This is a genomic window from Streptomyces sp. NPDC001156 (assembly GCF_053598275.1).
Genome location: NZ_JBSFJX010000003.1, coordinates 135915 through 160570 on the forward strand (window position 1 = coordinate 135915; position 24656 = coordinate 160570).

20 protein-coding genes and 3 tRNA genes are annotated in these 24656 nt (G+C 72.5%); 14 read left to right on the plus strand and 9 right to left on the minus strand.

The window, feature by feature from the left end; translation table 11 throughout:
• Positions 1-159 precede the first annotated feature (159 nt).
• Positions 160-1626 carry an FGGY family carbohydrate kinase gene (locus ACWDA7_RS02880; RefSeq protein ID WP_450602452.1) on the minus strand — a complete coding sequence of 489 codons (1467 nt, stop codon included), beginning with the start codon at positions 1624-1626 and terminating at the stop codon, positions 160-162.
• Positions 1627-1742: 116 nt separating this feature from the next.
• Positions 1743-2048, minus strand: coding sequence for a YtxH domain-containing protein (locus ACWDA7_RS02885; protein WP_359403686.1), 306 nt, complete (start codon positions 2046-2048; stop codon positions 1743-1745).
• Positions 2049-2212: 164 nt separating this feature from the next.
• Between ACWDA7_RS02885 and ACWDA7_RS02890 the strand changes: the two genes are divergently transcribed.
• From ACWDA7_RS02890 to ACWDA7_RS02900, 3 genes are all read left to right on the plus strand, one after another.
• Positions 2213-2285 (plus strand) — tRNA-Asn (locus ACWDA7_RS02890).
• Positions 2286-2290: 5 nt separating this feature from the next.
• Positions 2291-2363: transfer RNA gene (locus ACWDA7_RS02895), tRNA-Asn, on the plus strand.
• A 165-nt stretch (positions 2364-2528) separates the two neighbouring features.
• Positions 2529-2602, plus strand: a tRNA-Ile gene (locus ACWDA7_RS02900).
• A gap of 441 nt (positions 2603-3043) precedes the next feature.
• On the opposite strand, the gene ACWDA7_RS02905 is transcribed toward ACWDA7_RS02900, so the two are convergent.
• Together ACWDA7_RS02905 and ACWDA7_RS02910 are read right to left on the minus strand one after the other, a co-directional pair.
• Positions 3044-4069, minus strand: coding sequence for an ATP-binding protein (locus ACWDA7_RS02905; protein ID WP_450602453.1), 1026 nt, complete (start codon positions 4067-4069; stop codon positions 3044-3046).
• Positions 4066-4731, minus strand: a complete 666-nt coding sequence (locus tag ACWDA7_RS02910; RefSeq protein WP_450602454.1) for a response regulator — start codon at positions 4729-4731, stop codon at positions 4066-4068. The genes ACWDA7_RS02905 and ACWDA7_RS02910 overlap by 4 nt, the downstream gene beginning before the upstream one ends.
• A 218-nt stretch (positions 4732-4949) precedes the next feature.
• Between ACWDA7_RS02910 and ACWDA7_RS02915 the strand changes: the two genes are divergently transcribed.
• Positions 4950-6617 carry an ATP-binding SpoIIE family protein phosphatase gene (locus ACWDA7_RS02915; protein WP_450602455.1) on the plus strand — a complete coding sequence of 556 codons (1668 nt, stop codon included), beginning with the start codon at positions 4950-4952 and terminating at the stop codon, positions 6615-6617.
• Positions 6618-6700: 83 nt separating this feature from the next.
• Here ACWDA7_RS02915 and ACWDA7_RS02920 read toward each other — a convergent pair whose 3' ends face one another.
• The 3 genes from ACWDA7_RS02920 to ACWDA7_RS02930 form a co-directional block, all read right to left on the minus strand.
• Positions 6701-7738: a rod shape-determining protein gene (locus ACWDA7_RS02920; protein ID WP_359403699.1), complete on the minus strand. Its 1038-nt coding sequence runs from the start codon at positions 7736-7738 to the stop codon at positions 6701-6703.
• A gap of 1111 nt (positions 7739-8849) precedes the next feature.
• The gene (locus ACWDA7_RS02925; protein ID WP_450602456.1) at positions 8850-10199 is read right to left on the minus strand and encodes a carboxyl transferase domain-containing protein; all 1350 of its coding nucleotides are present in this window, start codon (positions 10197-10199) and stop codon (positions 8850-8852) included.
• Positions 10192-11640 carry an acyl-CoA synthetase gene (locus ACWDA7_RS02930; RefSeq protein WP_450602457.1) on the minus strand — a complete coding sequence of 483 codons (1449 nt, stop codon included), beginning with the start codon at positions 11638-11640 and terminating at the stop codon, positions 10192-10194. The genes ACWDA7_RS02925 and ACWDA7_RS02930 overlap by 8 nt, the downstream gene beginning before the upstream one ends.
• Positions 11641-11875: 235 nt before the next feature.
• Between ACWDA7_RS02930 and ACWDA7_RS02935 the strand changes: the two genes are divergently transcribed.
• A complete protein-coding gene (locus tag ACWDA7_RS02935) occupies positions 11876-12790 on the plus strand; it encodes an ATP-grasp domain-containing protein (protein ID WP_450602458.1) in 915 nt (304 codons plus the stop codon).
• Here ACWDA7_RS02935 and ACWDA7_RS02940 read toward each other — a convergent pair.
• A complete protein-coding gene (locus tag ACWDA7_RS02940) occupies positions 12744-13289 on the minus strand; it encodes a hypothetical protein (protein ID WP_450602509.1) in 546 nt (181 codons plus the stop codon). The two genes, ACWDA7_RS02935 and ACWDA7_RS02940, sit on opposite strands and share 47 nt — an antisense overlap.
• A 169-nt stretch (positions 13290-13458) precedes the next feature.
• Here ACWDA7_RS02940 and ACWDA7_RS02945 point away from each other — a divergent pair, with 169 nt between their 5' ends.
• From ACWDA7_RS02945 to ACWDA7_RS02985, 9 genes are all read left to right on the plus strand, one after another.
• Positions 13459-13830 carry a hypothetical protein gene (locus ACWDA7_RS02945; RefSeq protein WP_450602459.1) on the plus strand — a complete coding sequence of 124 codons (372 nt, stop codon included), beginning with the start codon at positions 13459-13461 and terminating at the stop codon, positions 13828-13830.
• A 74-nt stretch (positions 13831-13904) separates the two neighbouring features.
• Entirely contained in the window at positions 13905-14279 is a 375-nt protein-coding gene (locus ACWDA7_RS02950) for a hypothetical protein (protein ID WP_450602460.1), read from the plus strand.
• 134 nt (positions 14280-14413) lie between these two features.
• On the plus strand, positions 14414-15187 hold the full coding sequence (locus ACWDA7_RS02955; protein ID WP_450602461.1) for an IclR family transcriptional regulator: 774 nt from the start codon (positions 14414-14416) through the stop codon (positions 15185-15187).
• Complete coding sequence (locus ACWDA7_RS02960) at positions 15184-16029, plus strand: SMP-30/gluconolactonase/LRE family protein (protein ID WP_450602462.1); 846 nt, start codon at positions 15184-15186, stop codon at positions 16027-16029. Before ACWDA7_RS02955 ends, ACWDA7_RS02960 begins: the two co-directional genes overlap by 4 nt.
• 455 nt (positions 16030-16484) lie before the next feature.
• Positions 16485-17711, plus strand: a complete 1227-nt coding sequence (locus ACWDA7_RS02965; RefSeq protein WP_450602463.1) for an acyl-CoA dehydrogenase family protein — start codon at positions 16485-16487, stop codon at positions 17709-17711.
• 5 nt (positions 17712-17716) lie between these two features.
• Positions 17717-18949: a CaiB/BaiF CoA transferase family protein gene (locus ACWDA7_RS02970; protein WP_450602464.1), complete on the plus strand. Its 1233-nt coding sequence runs from the start codon at positions 17717-17719 to the stop codon at positions 18947-18949.
• Positions 18946-19728, plus strand: a complete 783-nt coding sequence (locus ACWDA7_RS02975; protein ID WP_450602465.1) for a crotonase/enoyl-CoA hydratase family protein — start codon at positions 18946-18948, stop codon at positions 19726-19728. The genes ACWDA7_RS02970 and ACWDA7_RS02975 overlap by 4 nt, the downstream gene beginning before the upstream one ends.
• A 58-nt stretch (positions 19729-19786) precedes the next feature.
• Positions 19787-20764 (plus strand): 3-hydroxyacyl-CoA dehydrogenase NAD-binding domain-containing protein, encoded by a 978-nt coding sequence (locus ACWDA7_RS02980; protein WP_450602466.1) that lies wholly within the window; start codon positions 19787-19789, stop codon positions 20762-20764.
• Complete coding sequence (locus ACWDA7_RS02985; RefSeq protein WP_450602467.1) at positions 20761-21666, plus strand: 3-hydroxyacyl-CoA dehydrogenase; 906 nt, start codon at positions 20761-20763, stop codon at positions 21664-21666. The genes ACWDA7_RS02980 and ACWDA7_RS02985 overlap by 4 nt, the downstream gene beginning before the upstream one ends.
• Here the strand turns inward: ACWDA7_RS02985 and ACWDA7_RS02990 are convergent.
• Positions 21663-24644, minus strand: coding sequence for a beta-galactosidase (locus tag ACWDA7_RS02990; RefSeq protein ID WP_450602510.1), 2982 nt, complete (start codon positions 24642-24644; stop codon positions 21663-21665). The genes ACWDA7_RS02985 and ACWDA7_RS02990 overlap by 4 nt on opposite strands.
• Between the last annotated feature and the right edge of the window lie 12 nt (positions 24645-24656).

Below are 24656 nucleotides of genomic sequence, written 5' to 3' on the forward strand. Positions count from 1 at the left end.
CGCGTTACCTCAACTGAATAATGTGACGGCGGGCGGAAATGCTGACGTGGATTCAGCCACCGGACGTGGACAGGCAAGGAGCCGGAAAAGGCACCGCACCGGTACGCCCGCACGTGTACGGCACCGGGTGAGCGTTCGAAGGTGCGGGCGTTTGTGACTCTATGAGCGGAATGCCCCCGGATGTGTCTGTTCGCGCACCGACACGTACTGCTGGCGCACCGCCTGTCCCACCGCCAGTTCGTCGCCCGGGTCCAGCACCTGGCCGGCCGGTCCCTGCCAGGCGGGCGGGGTGCGCGGGTCGAGCGTGCCCCGCGACACGCCGAGGGACCAGGCCGCCTGCCGGGCCGCGCCGACCGCCGCGTAGTCGGCCGGCTGCGGCACCACGACCTGCACGCCGAACAGCGCGGGCGCCGCGGCCTGCACGGCGGGCAGCTCCGCGGCGGCGCCCAGCAGGAAGATCCGCCGCACCTCGACGCCGCGCCCGCGTAGTACGTCCAGCGCGTCCGCGAGTCCGCACAGCATTCCCTCGAACGCGGCGCGAGCCAGGTGCTCGGGCCGCATCGACTCGCGCCGCAGTCCGGCCAGGGTGCCGGCGGTGTGCGGCAGGTTGGGGGTCCGCTCGCCCTCCAGGTAGGGCAGGAGGACGAGCCCGTGGGAGCCGGGTGTCGACTTCATGGCGAGCTCGGACAGGGTCTCGAGGTCGGGCACGCCGAGCAGTTCGGCGGTGCCGCGCAGGGTGCGCACCGCGTTGAGCGTGGTCACCACCGGCAGGTGCATGCCGGTCGCGTCCGCCAGCGAGGTGATCATCCCGGTCGAGTCGACGAGTGCCTCGGGGTGCACGGCCATGACGGATCCGGAGGCACCGAGTGAGACGACCGCGTCGCCGAGCCCGATGCCGAGACCCAGGGCGGCCGCCATGGTCTCGCCGGTGCCCGCGGAGATCAGCAGCCCCTCCGGGGTCGTACCCGCCGCCTCGGAGGGCCCCAGCACCTCGGGCACCATGGCCTGGTGGCCGAGCGCCAGCTCGATCAGATCGGTGCGGTAGGCGCCGGTCGCCGCCGACCAGTACCCGGTTCCGGAGGCCCCGCCGCGATCGGTGGTCCTGCGCAACGGCCGCCCGAGCAACTGCCACACGAGCCAGTCGTGGGCCTGCAGCAGCATGGCGGTGCGCCGGGCGTTGTCGGGTTCGCTCTTGGCGAGCCAGCGCAGTTTGGTCACGGGCTGCGCGGCCTGCGGTACGCATCCGACGGCCTCGGCCCAGGCCTGCCGGCCGCCGAGGGCCTCGATCAGGTCGGCCGCCGCGACCTGCGCCCGCTTGTCGCCGCCGACCAGCGCGGGGCGCACGGTGGTGCCCTGGGCGTCCAGCGGGACCAGCGCGTTCTGCTGGGCGGAGACGCCGATGGCCTGCACGCCTTCGAGGAGCCCGCCGCCGGCCGCCTCCCCGAGCGACAGCAGCCAGGCCTGCGGATCGATGTCGGAGGGACGGCCTCCGCCGGCAGCGCCGGCCTCGGGGCTCTCCACCGGATGCGGTGCATACCCCTGCCTGAGCACGGCACCCGTGTCCGTGTCACAGACGACGATACGAGTGAAATCGGGCGAACTGTCCAACCCGGCGACTATCCCCATGGCGGAATTCTGCCGTACGGAGGGGGGTGACCGCGCCGCGCCGGGAGCGCTTCACGACACTCCCGGCGCGAACGGAAGCCTGGCGGCCGCCGGACGGGTGCCGGCGGCCGGGGCCGTCAGGTGCTGTTCGTTCCCCAGTCGTCCCCGCCGCTGCCGTTCGCGTTCCGGTCACGCAGGGAGCGGACACGCCCGGCGACCGAGGCCGGCATGCGGTCGCCGACCTTGTCGCTCATGACGTGGAAAGCCTTCCCGGCGATCTCGCGCCCCTGCTGGGCAGCGGTTTCGGCGGTGTTGCGGACGGCGGGGTTCTGGGCGACCTGACGGGCGGACTTCTTCAGCTGCTCGTACCGTTCACGTCCGGCTCGCGTGCCCAGCACGTAGCCCAGAACCAGTCCGGCGACGAACGTGAGCCGATAGCGCATGGCGGCCACCCTTCCCTTGCGTCTGCGTCGTCCCTTGCGTGGGCATCGGCGCGGGGGAGTACTGATTGGCGGAGCACCCCCCTGCTTGCGCTAATGTATGTGTCGCAGCGAGCGCGCGCCCCCTGGCGGATACCCAGGTAGGTACGTTCGATGCAACGAGGCATTCCTCCGTAGCTCAATTGGCAGAGCAGCCGGCTGTTAACCGGCAGGTTACTGGTTCGAGTCCAGTCGGGGGAGCTCAATCCTCCGTAGCTCAATTGGCAGAGCAGCCGGCTGTTAACCGGCAGGTTACTGGTTCGAGTCCAGTCGGGGGAGCGCTGAAAAGGACCCCACTGGGGTCCTTTTTCATGTCCGCGGGAACCGCTGCACCTTTGGTGGGGTCCTCAAGGTCACGTGTAGCCGACCATCCGAAGCAGGAGATCGTATGAGCGGCTATGCTGCGGCAGACGGCGCGCACACATGTACGCGACGCGCCGTAACGGGGCGGTAGCTCAGCCGGTTAGAGCAGCGGACTCATAATCCGTCGGCCGTGGGTTCGAGTCCCACCCGCCCCACCGAGGCCTGTCGGTGCAGGAACGTTTTCACCTGCACCGATTGTGCACCCTCTCTGCCACGGATGGCGGTAACGACACGTCAGGGATCTGCAGTCGGCCCGCCGCCCGCCCGAGTGGCGGAAGATCAGGACACCAACTGGTCCCAGCCGGTGCGGAGTTCGGCCCCCCGGATGCGCTCCGCTCGTGGGCGTGCCGGGGCCCTCAGCGGGACCAGCACCGTCGCGCCCGGGTTGCGGCGATCCGCCGGCACCCCAGTCGTGCCGGAGGACGGTCGGTCCGGGCCCCGAGGCCGGCTCGATGTCCCGCGTGACGCAGAGGTTCTCTCGCATCAGGCCGGCCATGCCCCCCCGGATCGGACGCACGGGCGCGGGGATCTTTCCGTGGGGTAAGCCACTTGGCAGGTTCCGTCCAGCGGGTCCGCTCGGCGCCGGGCTCGCCACGTCACCTGTCGTACGGCACCCGCAGCCTCACCCGGGTCCCCGCGCCGGGCACGCTGGAGAAGGCGAGATACGCGTCCAGCAGGTCCGCGCGCTCCTGCATGGCCGCCAAGCCCATGCCCGGGGACGCGGCGCCCCTGGCGCGAGCGGGTGTGCGGGCGCCGGGTGGGTTGGGCATCCCGCAGCCGTCGTCCGTCACCGTCGCGGTGACCGTGCGCCCGTGCTCGTGCAGCTCCACCCGGATGGTGCGGGGCTGGGCGTGCTTCACCGCGTTGGTGACCGCTTCCTGGACGATGCGGTACACGTGGGCCTGCGCCTCGGGGCTGAGCCGGCTGTCGCCGACCCCGTCCCCGTCCGGGTCGCCGCGGAACTCGACGGCGATGCCGAAGGTTTCCGAGGCGCGCTCGCACAGCGTCTGGAGGGCCGGCCGCAACCCCAGCTGGTCGAGGGCGGCCGGGCGCAGCTCCGCTATCAGGTGACGCAGCGAGGCGATCTGGTTGCTGATGAGACTGCGCGCCTGGTCGATGGCCGCCCGCATGGCCTCGGGCCGCCCGCCGACGGCCGCGGAGGCCAGCACGATCTGCACCGCGCCCAGTTCCTGGAGCGTGTCGTCGTGCAGCTCACGGGCCCAGCGGTGGCGTTCCCGCTCCTCACCGTCGCGGCGCGCGGAGGCCCGTATCCGCTCGAGTCTGCGCTGGCGCAGAGCCGTGGCGCGTCCGGTGGAGGCCGCGTAGGCGATCAGCAGCAGGGGCAGGACGTGCAGGGCGTTGAGGAGCGGCTCCTGGGCGATGCGGACCAGTCCCGCCACCGCGAGCATCATCGAGATCCCGGCCACGACCATCAGCCAGGTCCGGCGCGCCAGGGTGGAGAGGGAGGCGGCGGTGAAGAAGAGGATCGCCGCGGCGAGGGAGAGGACGAGTTCGGACTGCAGCGGCTGGTCGGTGACCTCCAGCGCCAGGGCTGCCACCAGCAGTGCGGTGGCCGCCGCCTCGGTGACGAGGCGGAACCGCGGTGGCAGCCCCCAGGTCATGTGAGCAGCCCGCGCTCGCGTGCCGCCGCGATCAGCTCGGCTCGTGTCTCCGTGCCGAGCTTGTCCCGGATGCGGGCCCGGTGGGTCTCGACCGTCCGCACCGAGACATACAGGCGCCGGGCGATCTCCTGGTTGGTGTGTCCGGCCGCCAGCAGGGACAGCACCTCGACCTCGCGGCCGGTCAGTACGTTCCCGCCGTCGCTCCCGTTGTCCGCGGTCGCCAGGCGGGCTCCCATGGCGGGCTGCACGTAGGTGCCACCGGTGGAGACCTGGCGGGTCGCCGCGACCAGTTCCTCGCCGGCGGCCTCCTTGAGCAGGTAGCCGGTGGCTCCCGATCTCATCGCGGCCCGCGCGAACGCCGGATCCTCCTGCATGGTGAGGACCAGGATCCGTGTCTCGGGGGAGGCGGCCAGCAGCTCGGGTATGACCGGCAGGCTCGACTGCCCTCCCATCGACAGGTCCAGGACCAGCACGGACGGACGGCGGTCCTGCACGACACGCAGGGTCTCGGGCACGGTGCCGGTCTCGGCGACGACCTGGAAGGCCTTGTCCTGGGAGAGCAGCAGCCGCATACCCGCCCGGACCACCAGATGGTCGTCCGCGAGGACCACGGTCGTCCGCGGGTCGGCCGGGGGAGCGGGGCCGTGACGTTGGACGTTCATAACAGCAACGGTAGGACTCCGGTCGCCCGTCCGGCCGCTCCATACGGCCCTCGGGCGGGAGTGTGCGGGAAACCCGCAACGGGCTGCGGGGTCCCCGCGAGCCCCCGGGTGCGCATTGCGGACCCTCACTGCGGTACGGCGCCGATGCGGCACGTCACGGTGCGGGCGGAACCTGGATGGCAGCTCAACCACCCAGGTACATCCTCAGGACGGCCACCATGACCCCTTTCACTCCTCCACACACCGACGGGTGCCCGGCCAGGCCCGCGGGGGACCCGCTCCAGCTCGCTCAAGGCCTCGCGGACGCAGCGGTGCCCGGTCTGGCCGACCTGGCTGCCGTCGAGCTCTCGGACACGGTCCGGTGCGGGGAACGGGCCTGGCACGGAGCGCAGAGCGCACGCCCCACGTTGCGGCGCGCCGCCTTCCGTTCGGTGCACTGCCGTGGATGCCGTCCGGCCTATGCGGTCGGCGACGAGAGCAGGCTGCCCGCCAAGACTCCGTACCGCAAGTGCGTCAAGGACCTGCGGCCTCGCATCGTCCGCGACCTGGGCTCCCAGCCCCGGTGGCTGGCGCGTGACCCGGACCGCGCTCGGCGGATCGAGGAAGCCGGGCTGCGCTGCATGATGGTCGTCCCGCTGACCGTCCAGGGCCTGGTTCTCGGACTGGCGACCTTTTACCGGCGCGCCGTCTCTCCGCCGTTCCGGGAGGACGACCTGCGGGCGGCCACCGAACTCGCGGAGCGCACGGCCCGCGGGCTCGACCTGATGCGACGCCGCATCGAGTGGGAGGAAGCCGGACGGGAGCTGCAGCGCTCTCTGCTGCCGGAGGAGATGCCCTCGGTGACCGCGGCGCCCGCCATCGGCGGACAGGTTTCGTCCGGCGGATCCGCCGGTGCGTGGTTCGACGCCATCCGGCTCCCGGGCGCGCGTCTCGCCCTCGTGGTGGGCGTGGCAGGCGACGAGGGCCTCGGCGCGGCGGCCCGGATGGGATGGCTGCGGGCGGTGATCGCTGCGCTCGCCAGGCTGGACATGGCGCCTTCGGAGCTTCTGGCGCGGGTGAACGGCATCGCCGCGGACAGTCCCTCGCCACCCTCGCCGCAGGGCTGTTCCACGGACGCCGACGACGAGCCGGCGGGCGCCGGGGACCACTGTCTGTTCCTGGTCTACGACCCGGTCAACGGGCGCTGCACGGTCTCACGGGCGGGCAACGTCTGTCTTCAGGTCGTCACCGCCCAGGGCAGGGTCAGCACCCCCTACCTGCCCGAGCACCGGCCGCTCGGCTCCTCGGACGAGCCCTTCGAGGAGTGGGAGTTCCAGGTCCATCCGGACAGCGTCCTGCTCCTGGGCAGCAGCGGCGAGGCACCCGAGCCCGCTCCGGAGACACGCTTCGGGCCGACCTCGCGGGCGGTGCCGAGCTGGTCCGGCCACCCGGTCCAGGCGGTCCTCGACGCCTACGCGCGCGTGCTGCTCCCCGACCACTGCCAGGCGCTGCTGGCCGCCCGCACCCGGGCGCTGGACTCCCAGGACATCGCCAGCCTGCGGCTGCCCCACGACCTCGCGGCCGTCGTGGTGGCCCGTGCCTGGACCCGGCGGCAGCTGCAGGCCTGGGACCTCGACAGCCTGGATTTCAGCACCACGCTGCTGGCCAGCGAGCTGGTCACCAACGCCATCCGCTACTCGACCGGCCCGGTGGAACTGCGCCTGATCCGGGACCGCGCCCTGGTCTGCGAAGTGTCCGACACCAGCAGCGCGGCTCCGCACCCCAGGCATCCGAAGGCCGGTGACCAGGGCGGGCGCGGCCTGCTCATCGTCACCGAGATCGCCGAGGCGGTCGGGACGCGCTACACCTCACAGGGCAAGATCGTCTGGGCTGAGCAGGCCCTGTGACGCCGTGGCGGAGGACGGCGCGGTACGGCGACGGTCCATGAAGGGGTGCAGTACGGACACCGGGGCGCGGGCCCCCCTTCGGGTCAGGCCGCCAGCGGATTGAGAAGCAGTGGCTGGATCCTGCCCTCCAGCATCTCTCCCAGGCCCTGGACCGCACAGATGTCCGGTCGCTCGGCGATGTGCACGGGCATACCGGTGGCCTGGCGCAGCATCTGGTCGAGGCCCGGCAGCAGGGCGCTGCCGCCGACCATCATGATGCCGCGGTCGGCGAGGTCGGCCACCAGGTCGGGCGGGCAGTCCCGCAGTACCTTGCCGATGCCGTCGAGGACGGCGGTCAGCGGGGTCTGGATGGCGTCCCGTACGGCGGCGGTGTCAACCAGCACGGAACGCGCGAGTCCCGTCGCCACGTCGCGCCCGAGGATCTCGGTGGCCGCGGGTCCGTGCGGGGTGAGCCCGTTGCCGGAGAGGGCGAGCTGCAGCGGCCGTACCGACTGGCTCGGCAGCATCAACGCGTGCTCGTGCCGCAGATGTTGCACGATCGCGTGGTCGACCGCCTCGCCTCCGACGGGGATCCGCTCCGCGGTCACGATGTTCCCGAGCGAGAGCACGGCGATCTGTGTGGCGGCCGCCCCGCAGACCATGATCATGGAGGCCTCGGGCTGCTCCACCGGCAGCCCGCACCCCACGGCGGCCGCGACCAGCGTGTCGACGAGCTCCACCCTCCGGGCGCCCAGGCCCACGAGCGTCTCGATGGCCGCGCGCTGCGCCAGCGGGTCCGCGTCGTGCGGCGTGCAGGCCGCCGCCCGCAGCCGGGGCTTGCGGCGCAGGCTCCGGCGCAGCTTCTCGCCCAGCAGATGGCGCAGCATCCGCTGGGCCATCTCGATGTCCACGACGGTGCCGCCGGACACGGGCCGCGCCACGCGGATGTAGGCGGGAGTACGCCCCGTCATCTTCTCGGCGAGCTCACCGACCGCTATCAGCGCACCGGTCCGGGTGTTCACGGCGGCGGCGCTGGGCTGGTCCACCACAAGCCCGGCCCCCTTGACGTAGACACGGGTCCGGGCCGCTCCCAGGTCGACGGCGAAATGGCAACGGCGCAGCTGGTCCAGACTGACGGTCATGGCGGTACCTTCCGAGAACAGACCGCGGGTGGCCGCCGGGTGGCGGGCCTCTCCTTCAGCATCGTGCGCCGGACGGAAGGACCTCGCCCCTTGAGAGGGGCCGGGCGGGTTCACCCGGACGGGTGAACTGAGGTGCGTCGCGCCCCGGGAAGCTTGTGTCCCCGCTCCCCTGGCACCGCGCGCTGACCTCGGCATCGAAGCCTGTGCGGCCGCTCGCGGAGGAGTCTCCGCGCCTGCCTGCGGAGGAGTCGCGACGCCTGCCCGCGGAGGAGCCCCCGCGCCTGTCTGCAAGCGGGGCCGCCGCGGGTGCCTACGGAGGGGTCCTCGCGACTCTTCGCGGAGGAGTTCCGGCGCCTGCCCGCGGAGTCCCGCGGCCGCCTGGAGTGGAACACCCGTGCCCGCCCGCTATGGAGCCCCGTGCCTGCCGGCGAAGGAGTTCCCGCGTCTTGCTGCGGAGGAGTCTCCGCGCCAACCCGCCGTGGAGTCGCCGCACCCGCCCGCTAGCGGAGTCCCGTGCCCGCCCGCTATGGAGCCCCGTGCCTGCCGGCGAAGGAGTTCCCGCGTCTTGCTGCGGAGGAGTCTCCGCGCCAACCCGCCGTGGAGCCGCCGCACCCGCCCGCTAGCGGAGTCCCGCGCCCGCCCGCAGGAGAAGCTGCCGAACCTGCCCGCGAAGGAGCCCGAGGAAGGAGTCCCCGCGGCCGCCCGGAAGCGGAGCCGCGTGGGTGCCCGCGCAGGGGTCCTCGCGACTCTTCGCGAAGGAGTCCCCGCCGCGCTCGTCCGCAGCGGAACACCCCCGCCCGCCCGCAAGCGGAGCCGCCACGCCCCCCGCTGTCGAGCTCCCGCGCCCGCCCGCAGTGTCGTGTGGAGCCCCCGGGCCGCAAGCGGCGCCCCGCAACGGCCCCCGCGCCTGCTTGCCGTAGGGCCCCCGCGGCCGCCGGCAGTGGAGCCTCCCGCGCTCGCCCGCAGCGGAACACCCGCGCCCGTCCGCAAGCGGAGCCCCCGGGCCGCAAGCCGAGCCCCTGAACGGAGTCCCCGCCTCTGCCCACCGTGCAGCCCCCGCGTCCACTCGCAAGTGGAGCCCCCGTGCCCGCCCGCGCCGGTGTTCCGTGGTTCACCCTGGTGGGGCGGTCTCGGTGGCTGCGATTCCCCGTACCACTCCCAGTTCCACCAGGTCCTGGGGGCGCAGGCGGAGCTGGTCCGCGGTGGTGTGCACCTGGTCGGCCGGGCGCTTGAGTATCGCGGCCGCCAACTCCGGTGCGATGACGGAGAAATAGCTGTCCGGTGCGACCCAGGTGCGGTCGGGGGCGGCCAGAGCGAGTGCGCCGCCCGAGCCGCCCTCGCCGATCACCAGCGTGGTCACGGGCGTACGGGCGGTGGCGACCGCGGTGAACAGATCCGCGATGGCGGCGCCCACGCCCTGCCGTTCGGCCTCCGCGTCGTTGGCGGCGCCCGGGGTGTCCACCAGCGTCAGTACGGGCACGGACAGGGCGTCGGCCAGGCGGATCAGCCGGGCGGCCGTGCGGTATCCCGCGGGGCGGGTCGCGGTGCCGGTCTGGGCGGCGTACGCGATCGTACGGCCGTCATGGATGCCGAAACCGCACAGCATGCCCTCCGCGTCCCTGCCACCGCTGCGGTCGCCGCCGAGGGCCGCCCGGCGGGTGAAGTACGCGTCCAGGTAGGCCCCGGCGCGCGGGCGATCCGGGTGGCGGGCGCGCCGCACGGCGTCCCAGCCGGTGGCCGGCAGGTGCGGCGCACCGAGCGCGGCGGGTACGGGCGCCGGCTCGGCCGAGGGAGCCGTCAGCAGCCGCAGCCACAGTGCGACCGCCTCGCGCAGTTGCTCGGGTGGTACGACCGCGTCGACCGTGCCGGCCGCCAGCTGGGCCTCCGCGGTGTACGCCGCCGGGTCCGCGTCCGGCGGGCGTACCCGGGAGCCCGCGAAGCCGACCTGGACGCCCGGCAGGGCCAGCACCACATCGGCGCCGGCGCCCAGCGTGGCCCAGCCGCCGCCGGTCGTCGGGTCGCGCAGGACGGCGAGTTGCGGCAGCCCGGCCGCGCGGGTGAGCGCCGACTGCCGGGCCACCCGCTGGAGCTGGGTCAGCGCGAGCATGCCCTCCTGCATCCGGCTGCCGCCCGTCGCGACCAGCGAGACGACCGGCAGTCGGTGCTCACGGGCGTACCTGTGCGCCGCCTCCAGGCGGTCCCCGGTGCGCTCGCCGAGGGACCCGCCGAGGAAGCCGAACTCGAACGCGATCAGTACGGCCGGGGTGCCGCCGACGGTCGCCCGGCCGCAGACGACGGACTCCGCCTCGCCGGTGCGTGCGGTGGCGCGGGCGCGCGAGGCGTCGTAGCCCGCCCACTCCAGGGGGCCGTCCGGCGTGGACTCCCGCACGGGGTGGGGGAGTGCGCCGAAGTCCTCGGTGACGAGGGCGAGGGCCTCCCGCGCGGTCGGGCGCTCAGGCATCGCCCAGCGCCCGCTTCATGATCTTGCCCATGTCGTTGCGGGGCAGGGCGTCCAGGTACCGCACGACCCGCGGACGCTTGTGCGGGGCGAGCCGGCGGGCCACGTGGTCGGCCAGCTCATCGGCGCCGGGCGGGGTCGCGGGATCCACCGGGACCACCCAGGCGACGATCCGCTCCCCCAGATCCTCGTCGGCCTCCCCGGTGACGGCCGCCTCCCGTACCCCCGGGTGTTCCAGCAGGGTGTTCTCGATCTCACCGGCCCCGATCTTGTACCCGCCGCTCTTGATGAGATCGGTGGCCTTGCGGCCCACGATGCGCACGTACCCGTCGGCCTCACGGACCGCCATGTCGCCGGTGCGGAACCAGCCGTCGGCGGTGAACGCGGCGGCGGTGGCGTCGGGCCGGTTGAGGTACCCGGTGAACAGGTTCGGGCCGCGGACCTGGATCTCGCCGACCGTCTCCCCGTCGTACGCGGCGATCGGCGAGCCGTCCTCCTCGACGAGCCGGAGCTCGACCCCGGGCAGCGGCACACCGACCGTGCCGGGGCGCGCCTCCCCGTCTGCGCGGACGCTCGTGTTCATCAGGGTCTCGGTCATCCCGTAGCGCTCGATGACCCGGCGGCCGGTCGCGGCGGCGATCCGTTCGTGGTCGTGCACGGGCAGTGCGGCGGACCCCGAGACCAGCAGCCGGGCGCCGGCCAGCGCCTTGGCCAGCCCCGGGTCGCCCGGCAGCGCCTCCGCGATCCGGTGGTACATCGTCGGCACGCCGAACAGCATGGTCGCCCCGCCGCCGAGCTCGCGTGCCACGCCGTCGGTGCTGAAGCGCCCGAGGTGCCGCACGGACCCGCCCCGCCGGAGCGGGCCGAGGATGCCGAGAACCAGCCCGTGCACATGGAACAGGGGCAGCCCGTGCACGAGCACGTCCTCCCCGGTCCACTGCCAGGCGTCCGCGAGCGCGTCGAGCGTGGCGGCCAGGGCGCGGCGGGGGATGACGGCGCCCTTGGGCGGGCCGGTGGTCCCGGAGGTGTAGACGACGAGGGCGGGGTCCTCGTCGGCGGCATCGGCGGGCGCGTACGCGCCGGCGTCACGCACATCGACGTCGACGCGCTCCAACTCGCCCACCGGCCCGGGAAGTTCGTCGCCGGAGGCGGCCAGCACCAGCGAGGGCGCACTGTCCGACAGGATGTGCAGCAGCTCGCTGTCCCCGGACTTCGGGTTGAGCGGTACGACGGCCAGACCGGCGCTCAGCGCGGCCACCACACCGACGGCGGTCTCCAACGAGGGAGTGGCCCACACGGCCACCCTGGCCTCCCCGCCGATCCGCCCGGCGAGCGCACCCGCCGCCGCGGCCAGCTCGGCGTACGTCAGGGCCCTTTCCCCGAAGCGCAGGGCGGGCCGCCGCCCGGCCGAGGACTCGGTCAGGGCCGGAAAGAGGGAGAACACGCGGAGCACTCCTGGGGTCGAAGCGGACGTACGGACTCAAGGACCGTTCCTACACCAGAGTGAGCGAAAACCCGCTCGGGTGGTGATGGACACCTCACTTCGCCCGGTCCCGGCCGACGTGGGCGAGCCACCCAGGGGTCGTGCCCTGACCGCCGCCGCCCGTATGGGGTGCCGCGGCTCCCCGGCCCGTTGTTAGCCTGCGCGCAGCAATCGTCGCCCGAACAGGAGTCCAGACGTGCCCCGCACCGATGCCGCCCGAGTCGCGCTCGTCACCTGCCGCCCCGGGCCGGACGTCTCTGCGGACCGCGATCTGCCCGGCCTGGTGACGGAGTTGAGGGCGGCCGGGGCCGGGGCCGATGCCGTGTACTGGGACGACCCGGACGTCGACTGGGCGGCGTACGACCTGGCCGTGATCCGCTCCACCTGGGACTACAGCTGGCGGGCGGCGGAGTTCACGGACTGGGCCGAGCGATGCGCGAAGGCCACGCGGCTGGTCAATCCGGTGGAGGTCGTGCGCTGGAACACCGACAAGCGGTATCTGGGGGAGCTGGCCGCCGCGGGCGTCCCGGTCGTCTCCACGCGCTATGTCGCTCCCGGCGACCCCCTCGACCTGCCCGGGGACGACGAGTACGTGGTCAAGCCCACCTCTGGCGCGGGCGCCCGGTTCGCCGCCCGGTACACGCCCGGGGAGCACGCCACCGCCGTACGGCAGCTCGAGCGGATGCACGCGGAGGGGTTCACCGCGATGGTGCAGCCCTATGTGAAGGGCATCGACGCCGGCGGGGAACGGGCGCTGCTGTTCTTCGGCGGACGGTTCCTGCACGCGAGCCGAAAGGGCGCCGTCCTGGTGCCCGGCACTCCGTACGACCAGAAGAAGGTGGCCCACCCCGGCGTGGGACCCTGGGACCCGACCGCGGCCGAACTCGACGTCGCCCGGCGCGCGCTGGCCGCCGTACCGGGTACACCCGAGCTGCTCTACGCCCGTGTCGACCTCGTGGACGGGGCGGACGGGGGGCCGTGCGTGATGGAGCTCGAACTGGTCGAGCCGAACCTGTTCCTCGACCTGCACCCCGGATCGGTGCCCGTGGTCGTGGCGGAGATACTCAAGGCTGCCCGCGGACACCGACCCGCTGCAGCAGACCCCAGGTGAACTCCGCGGCGCACGCGCGCCGTTCGCCCGACGCGTCCGGCGCGGTGAAGGCCAGCCCCCAGCGCGTGGGTGCCGTACCCTCCAGCGGGCGGGCCGGAGCGAAGGCGCGGGCCACCTCGTCGACCGTGCAGGACCAGGGCGTGAGGTCCTGCACGCTCTCCAGGGCCGGTGCGGTGGCGCCCGGGGCACGCACCAGCCACTCGTTCCACACCACCCCGTTCGGTGCCACCAGGATCTCGAAGCGCAGGTCCGGCCAGAGCGGCACCGGCCACAGTACGGCCTCGCAGTCCAGGTCGCCGATCCGGCGGGGCTGCGTCGACTCGGGCTCGCCGAGCACCGAGCGGTACCGGGAAGCGGCCGGCCGGGGACGCGGCGAGCGGACCATCGCCTGCCACCGCTTGTTGGCCTCACGCATGTCGGAGATGGACACGCCCAGCGTGCGGCGGGCGTTCTCGACCAGGTCCGGATTGTGGTCGGCCATACGGCGCAGCAGGACCATCTGGAAGTCCAGGGCGCCGAAGGGGTGGGAGGTCCGGGTCACGAGCGTTGCCGACCGCCTTGCGTCTCGGTCGAGGGTCTACGCGCCCCACCGTACTGCCCGCCCGGCCTTCCGGGCGGCAGTGCCGGACGAAGTCCGCGAGAAGGGCAGAGGGAGCCGCTGAAGAGGTATGTCCGAAACCTTCCGGTCCGAACGGACCTTCACAGTGTGGCAGTACACCGTCCACCACCATGGCCGGCTACTGCTGCGCAGTTCCCGCCGCACGGCGACCGACACCCGTATCGACCTGCACATGGGTGTGACCGCCATGTTCCTTCGCCCCGCCTACCACGGGATCGTGATCCGTGAAGGCACGGCGGAAGAGATCCGCCATGTCGTCTCGCTTCTCGGTCCGGAGGTCTTCGACCAGGGAGGACGCCTCCATGCCATCGGGGCGGACCGTATGACCGGCTTCGTCGTCGGCGGGCCGCTGGAGATTCACGAGACCGAGAGCGCGGACGACGCTCCCTCCGGTTTCCTCCATATGCCCCCGACCCCTTAGCGAAGCGCCGCCCGGCCCCCGGTCGGGAGAGCTTTGTGAACAGCACGCACCGCTGTCAGCGCACCAGGAGAGACATGGCCGAACTTTTCCGGTCGGAACGCGCCTTTCAGGTGTGGCACTACACGGCTGCGCATCAGGACCGGCTTCTGCTGCGGGCCGCAGCCGAGTCCCTGGACCTCCCGCGTATCGACATCCATGTCGAAGGCGTAGCGGGACTCCTGCTCGAGTCCCTCTACCGCGGGCTGGTCATCCGTGAAGGCACTCCCGAGGAAGCACGGCAGGTGGAAACCGTCTACGGGATTCCGTTCAGGGCCACGTCCGCGCACCTCCACGTCATCGGGGCGGAACGCATGCGCGGATTCGTCGTCGGCGGTCCGCTCCGGTGGCACGTGGACGGTGGCGGGTTCCGGGACCCCTCGCATTTCGGGCCCATCCCCGGCACCCCGTGACCCGGGGGCGGGCGGCCCCGGACCACCGTCGCACGCACCGCACGGCCATTGCCCGGCCAAGCCCACTGTGACTAGCCTGTGTTCGCTATGCCGATCGCCAGTTGAAATTTCGAACACAGGAGAGGGGGCCGGTCGTGGGACGCCTCGTACCTGCCGTGACCCGGGCTCTCGACATACTGGAGCTCTTCCTCGACGGGGACGGGACGCTCTCGGCCCCCGACATCGTGCGCAAGCTCCAGCTGCCGCGCACCACCGTGCACGAGCTGGTCACCACGCTCGCCGCCCGCTCGTACGTCGTCCCGGTGCCGGGCCAGCCGGGACGCTACCGGCTCGGCGTGCGCCCGTATCAACTCGGCAGCCGCTACGCCGAGCAGCTGGACCTCGCCGCCGAGGGCCAGCAGGTCGCCCGGTCCGTCGCCGAGACCTGCGACGAGACGGTGCACGTGGCGATCCTCGAGGGCACCGACGTCATCTACATCGCCAAGGTCGACTCCACGCACGCCGTGCGCATGGTGTCGGCGGCCGGCCGCCGGCTGCCCGCCCACTGCACCTCGGTCGGCAAGATGCTCCTCGCGTCCCTTCCCGAGCAGGAACTGGCCGGGCGCATCCCGGACGGTGCCGAGCTCGCCGCGATGACCCCGAACAGCATCACGGACGCGGCCGTCCTGCGGGAGGCCCTGGGCGAGATCCGCGCCCGCGGCGTCGCCGTGGAGACCCGCGAGTCCAACCCCGACGTCAGCTGTGTCGCGGCACCGGTGCACGATCGGACCGGGCGGGTGGTGGCCGCTCTCTCCATCTCCGTCCCGATGATCCGCTGGAGCGACGAGCGCCGCGCCGAACTGGAGCAGCTCGCCAGGAAGGGTGCCGGGGAACTCTCCGAGCGGCTCGGTCACCGGGGTGCCGCATGACGGGGTTCGAGGTCGCCGTACGCGCGGAGGCGGCCCTCGGCGAGGGGCCCACCTGGGACACCGGCGCCCGGCGGCTGATCTGGGTCGACATCCTGGGCTCGCGCGTGCACACGTACGACCCCGCCTCCGGGCACCGCACCGTCATGGCGACCGAGCAGCACGTGGGTGCCGCCAAGCCGCGTGTGGGCGGCGGCCTGGTGGTGAACCTCCGGGACGGCGTCGGCCTCTACGGGCCGGGCGGCCGTGACTTCCGCTGGCTGCTCCGCGAACCCGTACCCGGCCGCCGTGCCAATGACGCGGCCGTCGCCCCGGACGGCTCGCTGTGGGCGGGCACCATGCGCTACGACGAGGCGCCGGGCGGGGGCTCGCTGTCCCGCATCGCCCCGGACGGCACGGTGCGCACGGTGCTGGACGACGTCGCCGTCAGCAACGGCACGGGCTGGAGTCCCGACGGCCGGCTGATGTACTACATCGACTCGCCGACCCGGCGCGTCGACGTCCTGGACGTCGGCGACGACGGACTTCCGTTCGATCGGCGCCCGCTCGCCCGGGTCGACCGCGGCTTCCCGGACGGGCTCGCCGTCGACGCCGACGGCTGCGTCTGGGTCGCCCTGTGGGACGGCGGGGCGGTCCACCGCTACACCCCCTCCGGAGAGCTGGACCGCGTACTCGAACTGCCCGTGCCCCGGCCCACCGCCTGTGCGTTCGGTGGGGCGGACCTGGCCGACCTCTACATCACCACGGCCCGCACGGGTCCGGACGCCCCGCATCCGCTCTCCGGCTCGGTGCTCGTCGTACCGGGCGCCGGAAAGGGCCTGCCGCAGCCGGCGTTCGCCGGCTGACACCCGCTCCAGGACCCCGTGCGGCGGCGGGGCGGGGGCCGCGTTCCCCCGCCTCGCCGCCGTTCCGTCCCTCCCCGGGAGGGCCTCATGGCCCGCACCGGGCACCCTGGCGCGCTCACCGAAGCCGGGGCCCGCGCCGACCCGGTGCGGGCCGGCCCCACCACGTCCCCGGGGACCGCCGCGGCACGGCGGCATCAGCGCCGTTCTCCACGGCGTCGTCCCGAGCGCAACCCTCGCCCCCCTTCCGGGAAGGCCCCGGCCCTCTCCCGCACGGGGCGGACGGCGGGCCACTGGGGTGGTCGGCGGCGACATCGGCACCCGCGGTCGGCGCGGGTCCGGGCAACCGGCCCCGGTTCCGCGTTCAATACGCGCCAAGAACCGATACGCCGGGCAGGGAGAGCGCTGACGGGCGCGGATCTCCGAGCCATGCCCCGCAGCGCTTGAGGGAGATTGCGATGAGCGGCACCACGACCTTGCCCACACCCTCCGGCCCCTACCTGGACAAAGGGCTGCTGCCCGCGGACTTCTACGCCTACGAGGAACTGCTGTCGGACGGGGAGCGGGGGACGATCGAGTCGATCCGGGAGTTCCTGCGCACGCAGGTGGACCCGATCGTGGACGACTACTGGGCCCGGGCCGAGTTCCCCTTCCAGCTGGTGGAGGGCTTCGGGCGGCTGGGGCTGTTGGACTGGGCGGACCCGGATTCCTCGGAATCGAAGCCGAGCAACCTCCTCGCGGGCTTCATCGCGCTGGAGTTCGGGCACGCCGACGCGTCCATGGCCACGTTCTTCGGTGTGCACACGGGGCTGGCCATGGGCACCATCCTCACCTGCGGCTCCGAGGAACAGCAGCGGCGTTGGCTGCCGGCGATGAGCCGCTTCGAGAAGATCGGCGCCTTCGCGCTGACCGAGCCGCACGGCGGCTCCGACGTGGCCGGCGGCCTGCAGACGACCGCGCGCCGGGACGGCGACGGATGGGTCCTCGATGGGGCCAAGCGGTGGATCGGCAATGCGACCTTCGCCGATCTGGTCGTCGTCTGGGCCCGCGATGTCGAGACCGGTCATGTGCTGGGCTTCGTCGTGGAGAAGGACACCCCCGGGTTCACCGCGACGAAGATCGAGCACAAGATGGCGCTGCGGATCGTGCAGAACGCCGACATCGTGCTCGAGGGCTGCCGCGTCCCGGAGGCCAACCGGCTGCAGAAGGCGAACTCGTTCAAGGACACCGCCGAGATCCTGCGCCGGACGCGGAGCGGGGTGGCCTGGCAGGCGGTGGGAGTGATGTTCGGTGCCTACGAGATCGCCCTGCAGTACGCGAAGGAGCGTGAGCAGTTCGGCCGCCCGATCGGAGGCTTCCAGCTGGTGCAGGACCTGCTGGTGAAGATGCTCGGCAACGCCACGGCCTCCTGCGGGATGGTGACGCGGCTGGCCCAGTTGCAGGACGCCGGGGTGTACCGGGACGAGCAGTCCGCCCTGGCGAAGGCCTACTGCACCGTGCGCATGCGGGAGAACGTGGGGTGGGCGCGGGAGCTGCTGGCCGGCAACGGCATCGTCCTCGACTACAAGGTCGGCCGCTTCGTCGCCGACGCCGAGGCCCTCTATTCGTACGAGGGCACGCGGGAGATCCAGACCCTCATCGTCGGACGTGCCGTCACCGGCGGCCTCAGCGCCTTCGTGAAGTGATGGCCATGACCATCGAATCCGTCTTCACCGGCCTGAAGGTGCTCGACGCGTCGAGTTTCATCGCGGCACCGGCCGCGGCCACCGTGCTCTCCGACTTCGGAGCGGACGTCATCAAGATCGAGCCCCCGGGAGCGGGCGACCCCCAGCGGGGGCTGAGCTCGGTGCCCCCCAGCCCCCGGGCACAGGCCAACTACAGCTGGCACCTCGCCAACCGCAACAAGCGCGGCATGGTGATCAACCTGAAGTCCCCGGGGGCCCCCAGGATCCTCAAGCGCCTCGTCGAGTGGGCCGACGTGGTGATCACCAACTTCCCGCACGGCACGCGCGAGAAGCTGCACCTCGGCTACGACGAGATCGCGGGCTGGAACCCGAAGGTGGTCTATGCCGACATCACCGGCTTCGGGGATGCCGGGCCCGACGCCGGGCAGCCGGGCTTCGATCTGACCGCCGCCTGGTCGCGCAGCGGGCTGCTGGCCTCCACCCGGGACGCGGGAGCCCCGCCGACCGTGCCGGTCTGGGGCAGCGGCGACTACATGACGGCGATCGCGATCTACGCCGCGATCGTGACCGCCCTGTACCGCCGCGAACGGACCGGGCAAGGGGCCAGTGTCGGGACGTCGCTGCTCGCGACGGGCGTCTGGGCCACCGGAACGCTCGTGGCCGGCGCGCTCGCCGGCGGCACGCCGTTCGAGCTGCACGACCGGAAGGCGCCGGCGAACCCGCTGATCAACCCCTATCTGACCGCGGACGGTGAGTGGTTCATGCTGGTCGCCTCACCCCCGCACTGGCCGGGACTGACGCGGGCCATCGGACACCCCGAGCTGCTGGAGGATCCCCGTTTCGCGGACACCGAGGGCTTCGTCAAGTACGCCGGCGCGCTGGCCGAGCTGCTCGACGCCGAGTTCCGCTCACGGCCCTTCGCCCACTGGAAGGACGCTCTGGCCCGGGAACGCGTCACCTTCAGCCTCATCCAGACACCGGAGGAGGCCGTGCAGGACCCGCAGCTGCGCGTGAACGACATCGTCGTGCCGCAGGAAGGGGTCACCGGGCTGGAGGAGACCATCAGCAGTCCGGTCAACCTGCGAGGCGTGCCGAAGGTCCCGGCGAAGCGGGCACCGGACCTGGGCGAGCACACCGACGAGATCCTCGCCGAGCTGGGATTCGGCCCCGACGAGATCGCCGAACTGCAGGTCGAGGGAGCGATTCCCGGCGCGCCGGAAGGGGAGGCGTCGCGATGAGCACGGCGTCCGGAGCGCCGGGCGTGGTGCTGCACGATCGCCGCGCCGGAGTGCTGACGATCACGATCAACCGTCCGGAGCAGAAGAACGCCGTAGACCACGAGGTGGCCGTACAGCTCGGGGCGGCCGTGGATCTGCTCGACGGGGACCCGGAGCTGACGGCCGGCGTCCTCACGGGCGCGGGCAGGGTGTTCAGCGCGGGCATGGACCTGAAGGCATTCGCCAGGGGTGAGCTGCCGGTGCTCCCCGGCCGGGGATTCGGCGGACTCACCCGAACGACCGTGCGCAAGCCGTTGATCGCCGCGGTCGAGGGCTGGGCGCTCGGCGGTGGCTTCGAGATGGTGCTGGCCTGCGACCTGATCGTCGCGGCGGAGGACGCCCGCTTCGGGTTCCCCGAGGTCATGCGCGGGCTGGTGGCCGCGGAGGGCGGACTGGTCAGGCTGCCGCGCCGCCTGCCGTACCACGTGGCGATGCGTGTGCTGCTCACGGGCGAGCCGCTGACCGCCGCCGAAGGCAAGGAGCACGGCCTCGTCAACGAGCTGACCCCGTCCGGCGCCGCGCTCGGCGTGGCCCGCGAACTGGCGGAGCGCGTCGGGCGGAACGCTCCGCTGGCGCTCGCGGCCGTCAAGGAGGTCGTGCGCGAGACACAGAGCCTGAACGAGAGCGACGCCTTCCGGCGGCAGGACGAGCTCACGAGCGGGGTGTTCGCCAGCGAGGACGCGCAGGAAGGCGCACGGGCGTTCGCCGACAAGCGCGCCCCCGTCTGGCACGGCCGGTGATGCCGGCCGATTCCTTCCCCCGCAGCCCGTGTACGACTTCCAGGAGCAGTGACCACCCATGAATGCGCACAGAAACGTCCGCCGCGTGGCGATCGTCGGGACCGGCACCATCGGTGCGAGCTGGGCGACGCACTATCTCGTCCGCGGCTTCGACGTCACGGCGACCGACCCCGCCCCCACCGCGGAGACGGCCCTGCGGTCGTACGTGGCGGCGGCATGGGACGCGGCGGCCTCCATTGGGCTCGCACCCGACGCCTCGCCGGAGCGCCTGAGCTTCACCGCGGACCTTCGCCAGGCACTCGGAGACGCCGATTTCGTACAGGAGAACGCACCGGAGCGCCCGGAGCTGAAGGTCCGCCTGTTCGCCGACATCGACGATGCCACGCCGCCGGACGCGATCATCGCGTCGAGTTCGTCGGGCATCACGATGAGCGCCATCCAGGCCGAGTGCCGCCATCCGGAGCGGACCGTCATCGGCCATCCCTTCAACCCGCCGCACATCATCCCGCTGGTCGAGGTAGTCGGTGGGACGAGGACCGCGCCGGAGACGATCCGGGAGGCCATGTCGTTCTATGCCGCCATCGGCAAGAAACCGATTCACCTCAAGAAGGAGCTCCCCGGGCACGTCGCCAACCGGATCCAGGCCGCGCTGTACCGCGAGGTGGTCTACCTGGTCCAGGAGGGAGTGCTCGACGTGGCGGACTCCGACGACGCGGTGTCCTGGGGGCCGGGGCTCAGATGGGGGGTCATGGGCCCCCATCTGCTGTGGCATCTCGGCGGAGGAGAGGGCGGCATCCAGCACTTCATGGACACCCTCATGCCGCGGATGGTCGAGTCCTGGCAGCAACTGGGCACTCCCGAGTTCACGCCCGAGCTCAGGGAGACGATCGTGAACGGCGTCCTGGAGGAGGCGGGCGGCCACTCGGTCGACGAACTGGACGCCCGGCGGGACGCGATGCTGTGCGCCCTGCTGGCCGTGCGGGCCGAGCACGAACCGTCCGCCGCGGCCGGTCGCCCGGCGGAGGAAGGACCGTGACGCGGCGTCAGGAAAGACTGTTCGTGCTCGAGGCCAGCAGCGACGGCCGCCTGTTCTCCGTGAACCCCGACGGCTCAGCCAAGAAGGTCCTCGTCACCGGGTGCAGGATCCCCGACGGGGTCGCCGTCGACGTGGTGGCCGGGCACATCTACTGGACGAACATGGGGCTCCCGCCGGAGAACGACGGCTCGATCGAACGAGTGGACCTGGACGGAGGCAACCGGACGACGATCGTGCCCAGCGGCGTCACCCACACGCCGAAGCAGCTCCACCTCGAGGCCGCCGGCCGCAAGCTGTACTGGGGCGATCGCGAGGGCATGCGCGTGATGCGCTGCGACCTCGACGGCTCGCACCCCGAGACCCTGGTGTTGGCAGGACAGGGCGAGGACGACCGCCGCGACGAGACGAAGTGGTGCGTGGGCGTCACGGTCGACCCGGTCGCCGGACACCTCTACTGGACGCAGAAGGGCCCGAGCGACGCCGGACTCGGGAGGATCCTGCGGGCCGGGATCGACCTGCCCGCAGGGGAGAGCCCGGCCGAACGCGGCGACATCGAGGTGCTGTTCGACCGGCTCCCGGAGCCCATCGACCTGGAACTCGACCTCGCCGAGCACATGCTGTACTGGACGGATCGCGGGGACCCGCCGCGCGGCAACACCGTGAACCGCGCTCCGACGGACCCGCGGGGCGGCCGGCGGACGTCCGAGATCCTGATGACCCACCTGATGGAAGGCATCGGCATCGCCCTCGATCCGGACGGCGGCCATATGTACATCACCGACCTGGCCGGGAACGTCTACGCCGCCGGCCTCGACGGATCGGGCCAGAGGGAGATCCTCATCCTGCAGGGCAACCTCACCGGCATCGCCCATGCCGTGCTGCCCCGCGGGACGGCGGTCTAGGCCGCGCCCGTCGGGCCGGGAGAGTCCACACGGGTGACCGGGACTCCTCCGGACGCCCGGCCGAGCAGCGTCAGCTCCACCGCCCCCGGGCCCGATGGCGTCGTCCCGTCGCAGAGGACCGCCAGAGCGAGCGTGTTCTCCCCCCGGGTGTCGAGCACCCCGTTCGGCAGCACGAAGGTGTGCTGCGGACCCACGTCGTTGATGTACTGGCCCATGTTCCAGCCGTTGAGGAAGATCTGCACCCGGTAGGCGCGGGTCGGCTCGTCGGTGAGGGTCAGCCCGATCGACGCGTCCGTCCCGGGATCGACCGCGAGCCGGAATCCGGTCCGGTACCAGACCACGCCCTGTAGCCGCTCGGCCCGCGGCAGGGCGACGGACTGCCAGTCGCCGTCCGCGAAGCCGGGCAGATGCCAGCCGTGCCGCTCCCCGTACAGCCCGCCGTTGTTGAGCGGACCGCGCACCGGATCGGGTGCCGTCCCGCCCTGGATCCGCCACCCGACCCTGGGCGACGCGCCGCCGAAGGTGACGGAGACCAGTCCCCGTCCCGCCTTGTGGGTGTCGTCGGCCCGGCCGTCCTGGTCGTGCTGCATCCGGCGGACGAGGACGGACAGGATGTGGGACCCCTTCTCCTTGCCCACTGCGGACCCTTTCTCCGGCGGGAGCGGGAACGTCGCCGTCGCCGCCCATGTCGCCTGCCGCACCGTCTTCTTGTCCGGCACGGGCATCCGGTGCGTGCCCAGCGGCTCTCCGTCCAGCCACGCCATCAGCAGCCCTTGAGTGCCGGTGACATACGAGAGCGAGACCGACTCGGCGTCCGCCGCGTCCTCGAAGCGGCCCCGGTACCAGACGTCCCCGTAGTGGAAGCCGTAGTCGTCCGCGAAGAGGACGGGTGCTCCCGCGGGCACGGGTGTCGTGCTGTAGGAGGACGTCAGGTCGGCCGTCCGCCATGCCGAGTCGTCGAAGCCGGCGGCCGACTCGGGGTTCTCGGCCTTCCGCCGCCACCCGCTCAGCGCGGGCAGCCGGACCGGTCCCGCACCCGGCAGCGGCCGGGTGGCGCGCAGGCTGCCGGAGGCGGTGACGCGTGCCGGCACGGGCCGTCCGTTCCAGACGACCTCCGTCACCCCGCGCGGTACCCACACCTCCAGGTCCGCTTCCTCGACGGTGTCGCCGGTCAGGTGCGCGGCCGTGCCGCGCAGGACGGCGGTGCGCAGCAGCGCGGGCCCGTACACCAGGAGGGAGCCCGACGGGGTGTCATGGCGCCACAGGCGTACGGACGTCTGGTCGTCGGCGAGGAGCAGCAGCAGCGGTCGCGGCACTCCTGCGCCCTCCACCAGCACCCGGGCGAGACCGCCGAGCCGGGCGTCCACGTGCAGCGCCCCGTCCCGGTACCCGTACAGGGCCTCGCCTTCGAGCACGGTGGCGGACGGTTTGCTCGCGCACTCCAGGACGGTCTGTGTCGCCTCGCCGGAGCGGCCCGTGAACACGGCGACGTCCTGGCGGCCCGCGGTCAGGTACAGCATGGGCTGGGCGGTGGAGTGGCGCAGGGTGCGCGGGCCGAGGGAGAGGCCGGTGGTCAGTAGCCGGGCGTCGCGGCCGGGGAGGGCCACGCGGACGGTGGTCCCGGAGAGAGGGACGGCGGCGACGGCCTCGGTGGAGGTGTCGTTCCGCAGCACGTAGACGTGCGCCTTGGTGTCGGGGTTGACGAGGTGATAGGCCCTCAGGCCCGGACCGCCGCCGGCATCGATGTCCTCGGCGCGGTCGAGTTTGGCCAGATCCGGCACGCTGCGGAGCAGATGGCCGAGCTGGTGCATCGGGACCAGCTTGGCGGTCGGCTGCCGGGCCTCGTCCAGGGCGGCCCCGTAGTCGTACGACGTGTAGACGACCGGCGCGGGCAGCCAGCCCCACGAGGTGCCGCCGAAGGTCATGTAGACGTTGTGGACCTTGATGCCGTTGGCGAGGTTGGTCAGGTAGAACCGCCGCTCGTAGGCCGCGTCCCGGGTGCGGCGCGACTCCGCGTACCCCTCGCCGTCGAACTCGGCGCCGCCCCACGGATCGAACCAGCCGCCCCCGAACTCGGCCAGGAATCCAGGGGTGTCGGGGCTCGCGGTCGACCCGCCCTTGGTCCCTCCGGGGCCGAAGTACCCCCAGTCCGGGGGCGTCTGGAACGGCGAGGGGTAGCCGTCGAAGGCGTACAGCCAACGCCCTTGTTCGCCGCCCGTGTCGAAGGTGCCGGGCGCCCAGTGGCCGTTCCTGCCCTTGTCGTTGTGGAAGAGCGGCACGTCGACGCCGTCCGTGCGCACCTTCCGGTAGAGGTGGGCCATGTAGTCGCGGCCCGTCGCCTCGGTGACGTGGTTCGCGTACTCGTTCTCCAGCTGGTAGAGGACGATGGTGCCGGTCCCCTTGGTGTACAGGTGCCGGACCGCGATCCGGTTCACGGCGGTCAGCCACTCGTCCACATGCCTCAGGTACGTGGGGTGGGCGGTGCGGGCCGTGCCCTCGGTGGCGGTCAGCCAGCCGGGGAAGCCGCCCGCGTCCACCTCGGCGTTGATGTACGGGCCCGGGCGCAGGGTCACGTACAGCCCCGTCTCGGCGGCCGTGCGCAGGAACAGGTCGAGGTCGCGCACGCCCGTGAAGTCGTATCTGCCGGGGGCGGGGGAGTGGTAGTTCCAGGAGACGTAGACGCTGATCGTGTTGTAGCCGTGGGCGCGCAGTTTCTGCAGGACGTCCCGCCAGAGTGAAGGGCTCGGCAGCCGGAACGGATGCACCTCGCCGGACCACAGCACGACCCGTCTGCCGTCGACGATCATCGAGTACTTGTCGAAGCCCACCGAGTGGTCCCGCCCGTCCGCACCCGGCGGCTCGGGGATAGGACCGGTCGGCGCGGTGACGGCGGCGCACTCCTCACCGCTCCCGCCCAGCGAAAGGCCGAGCGCGGCGGTGCCGACGAGCGCGCTGAAGGTACGTCTGCTCAACACCAGGACAGTCTCCTC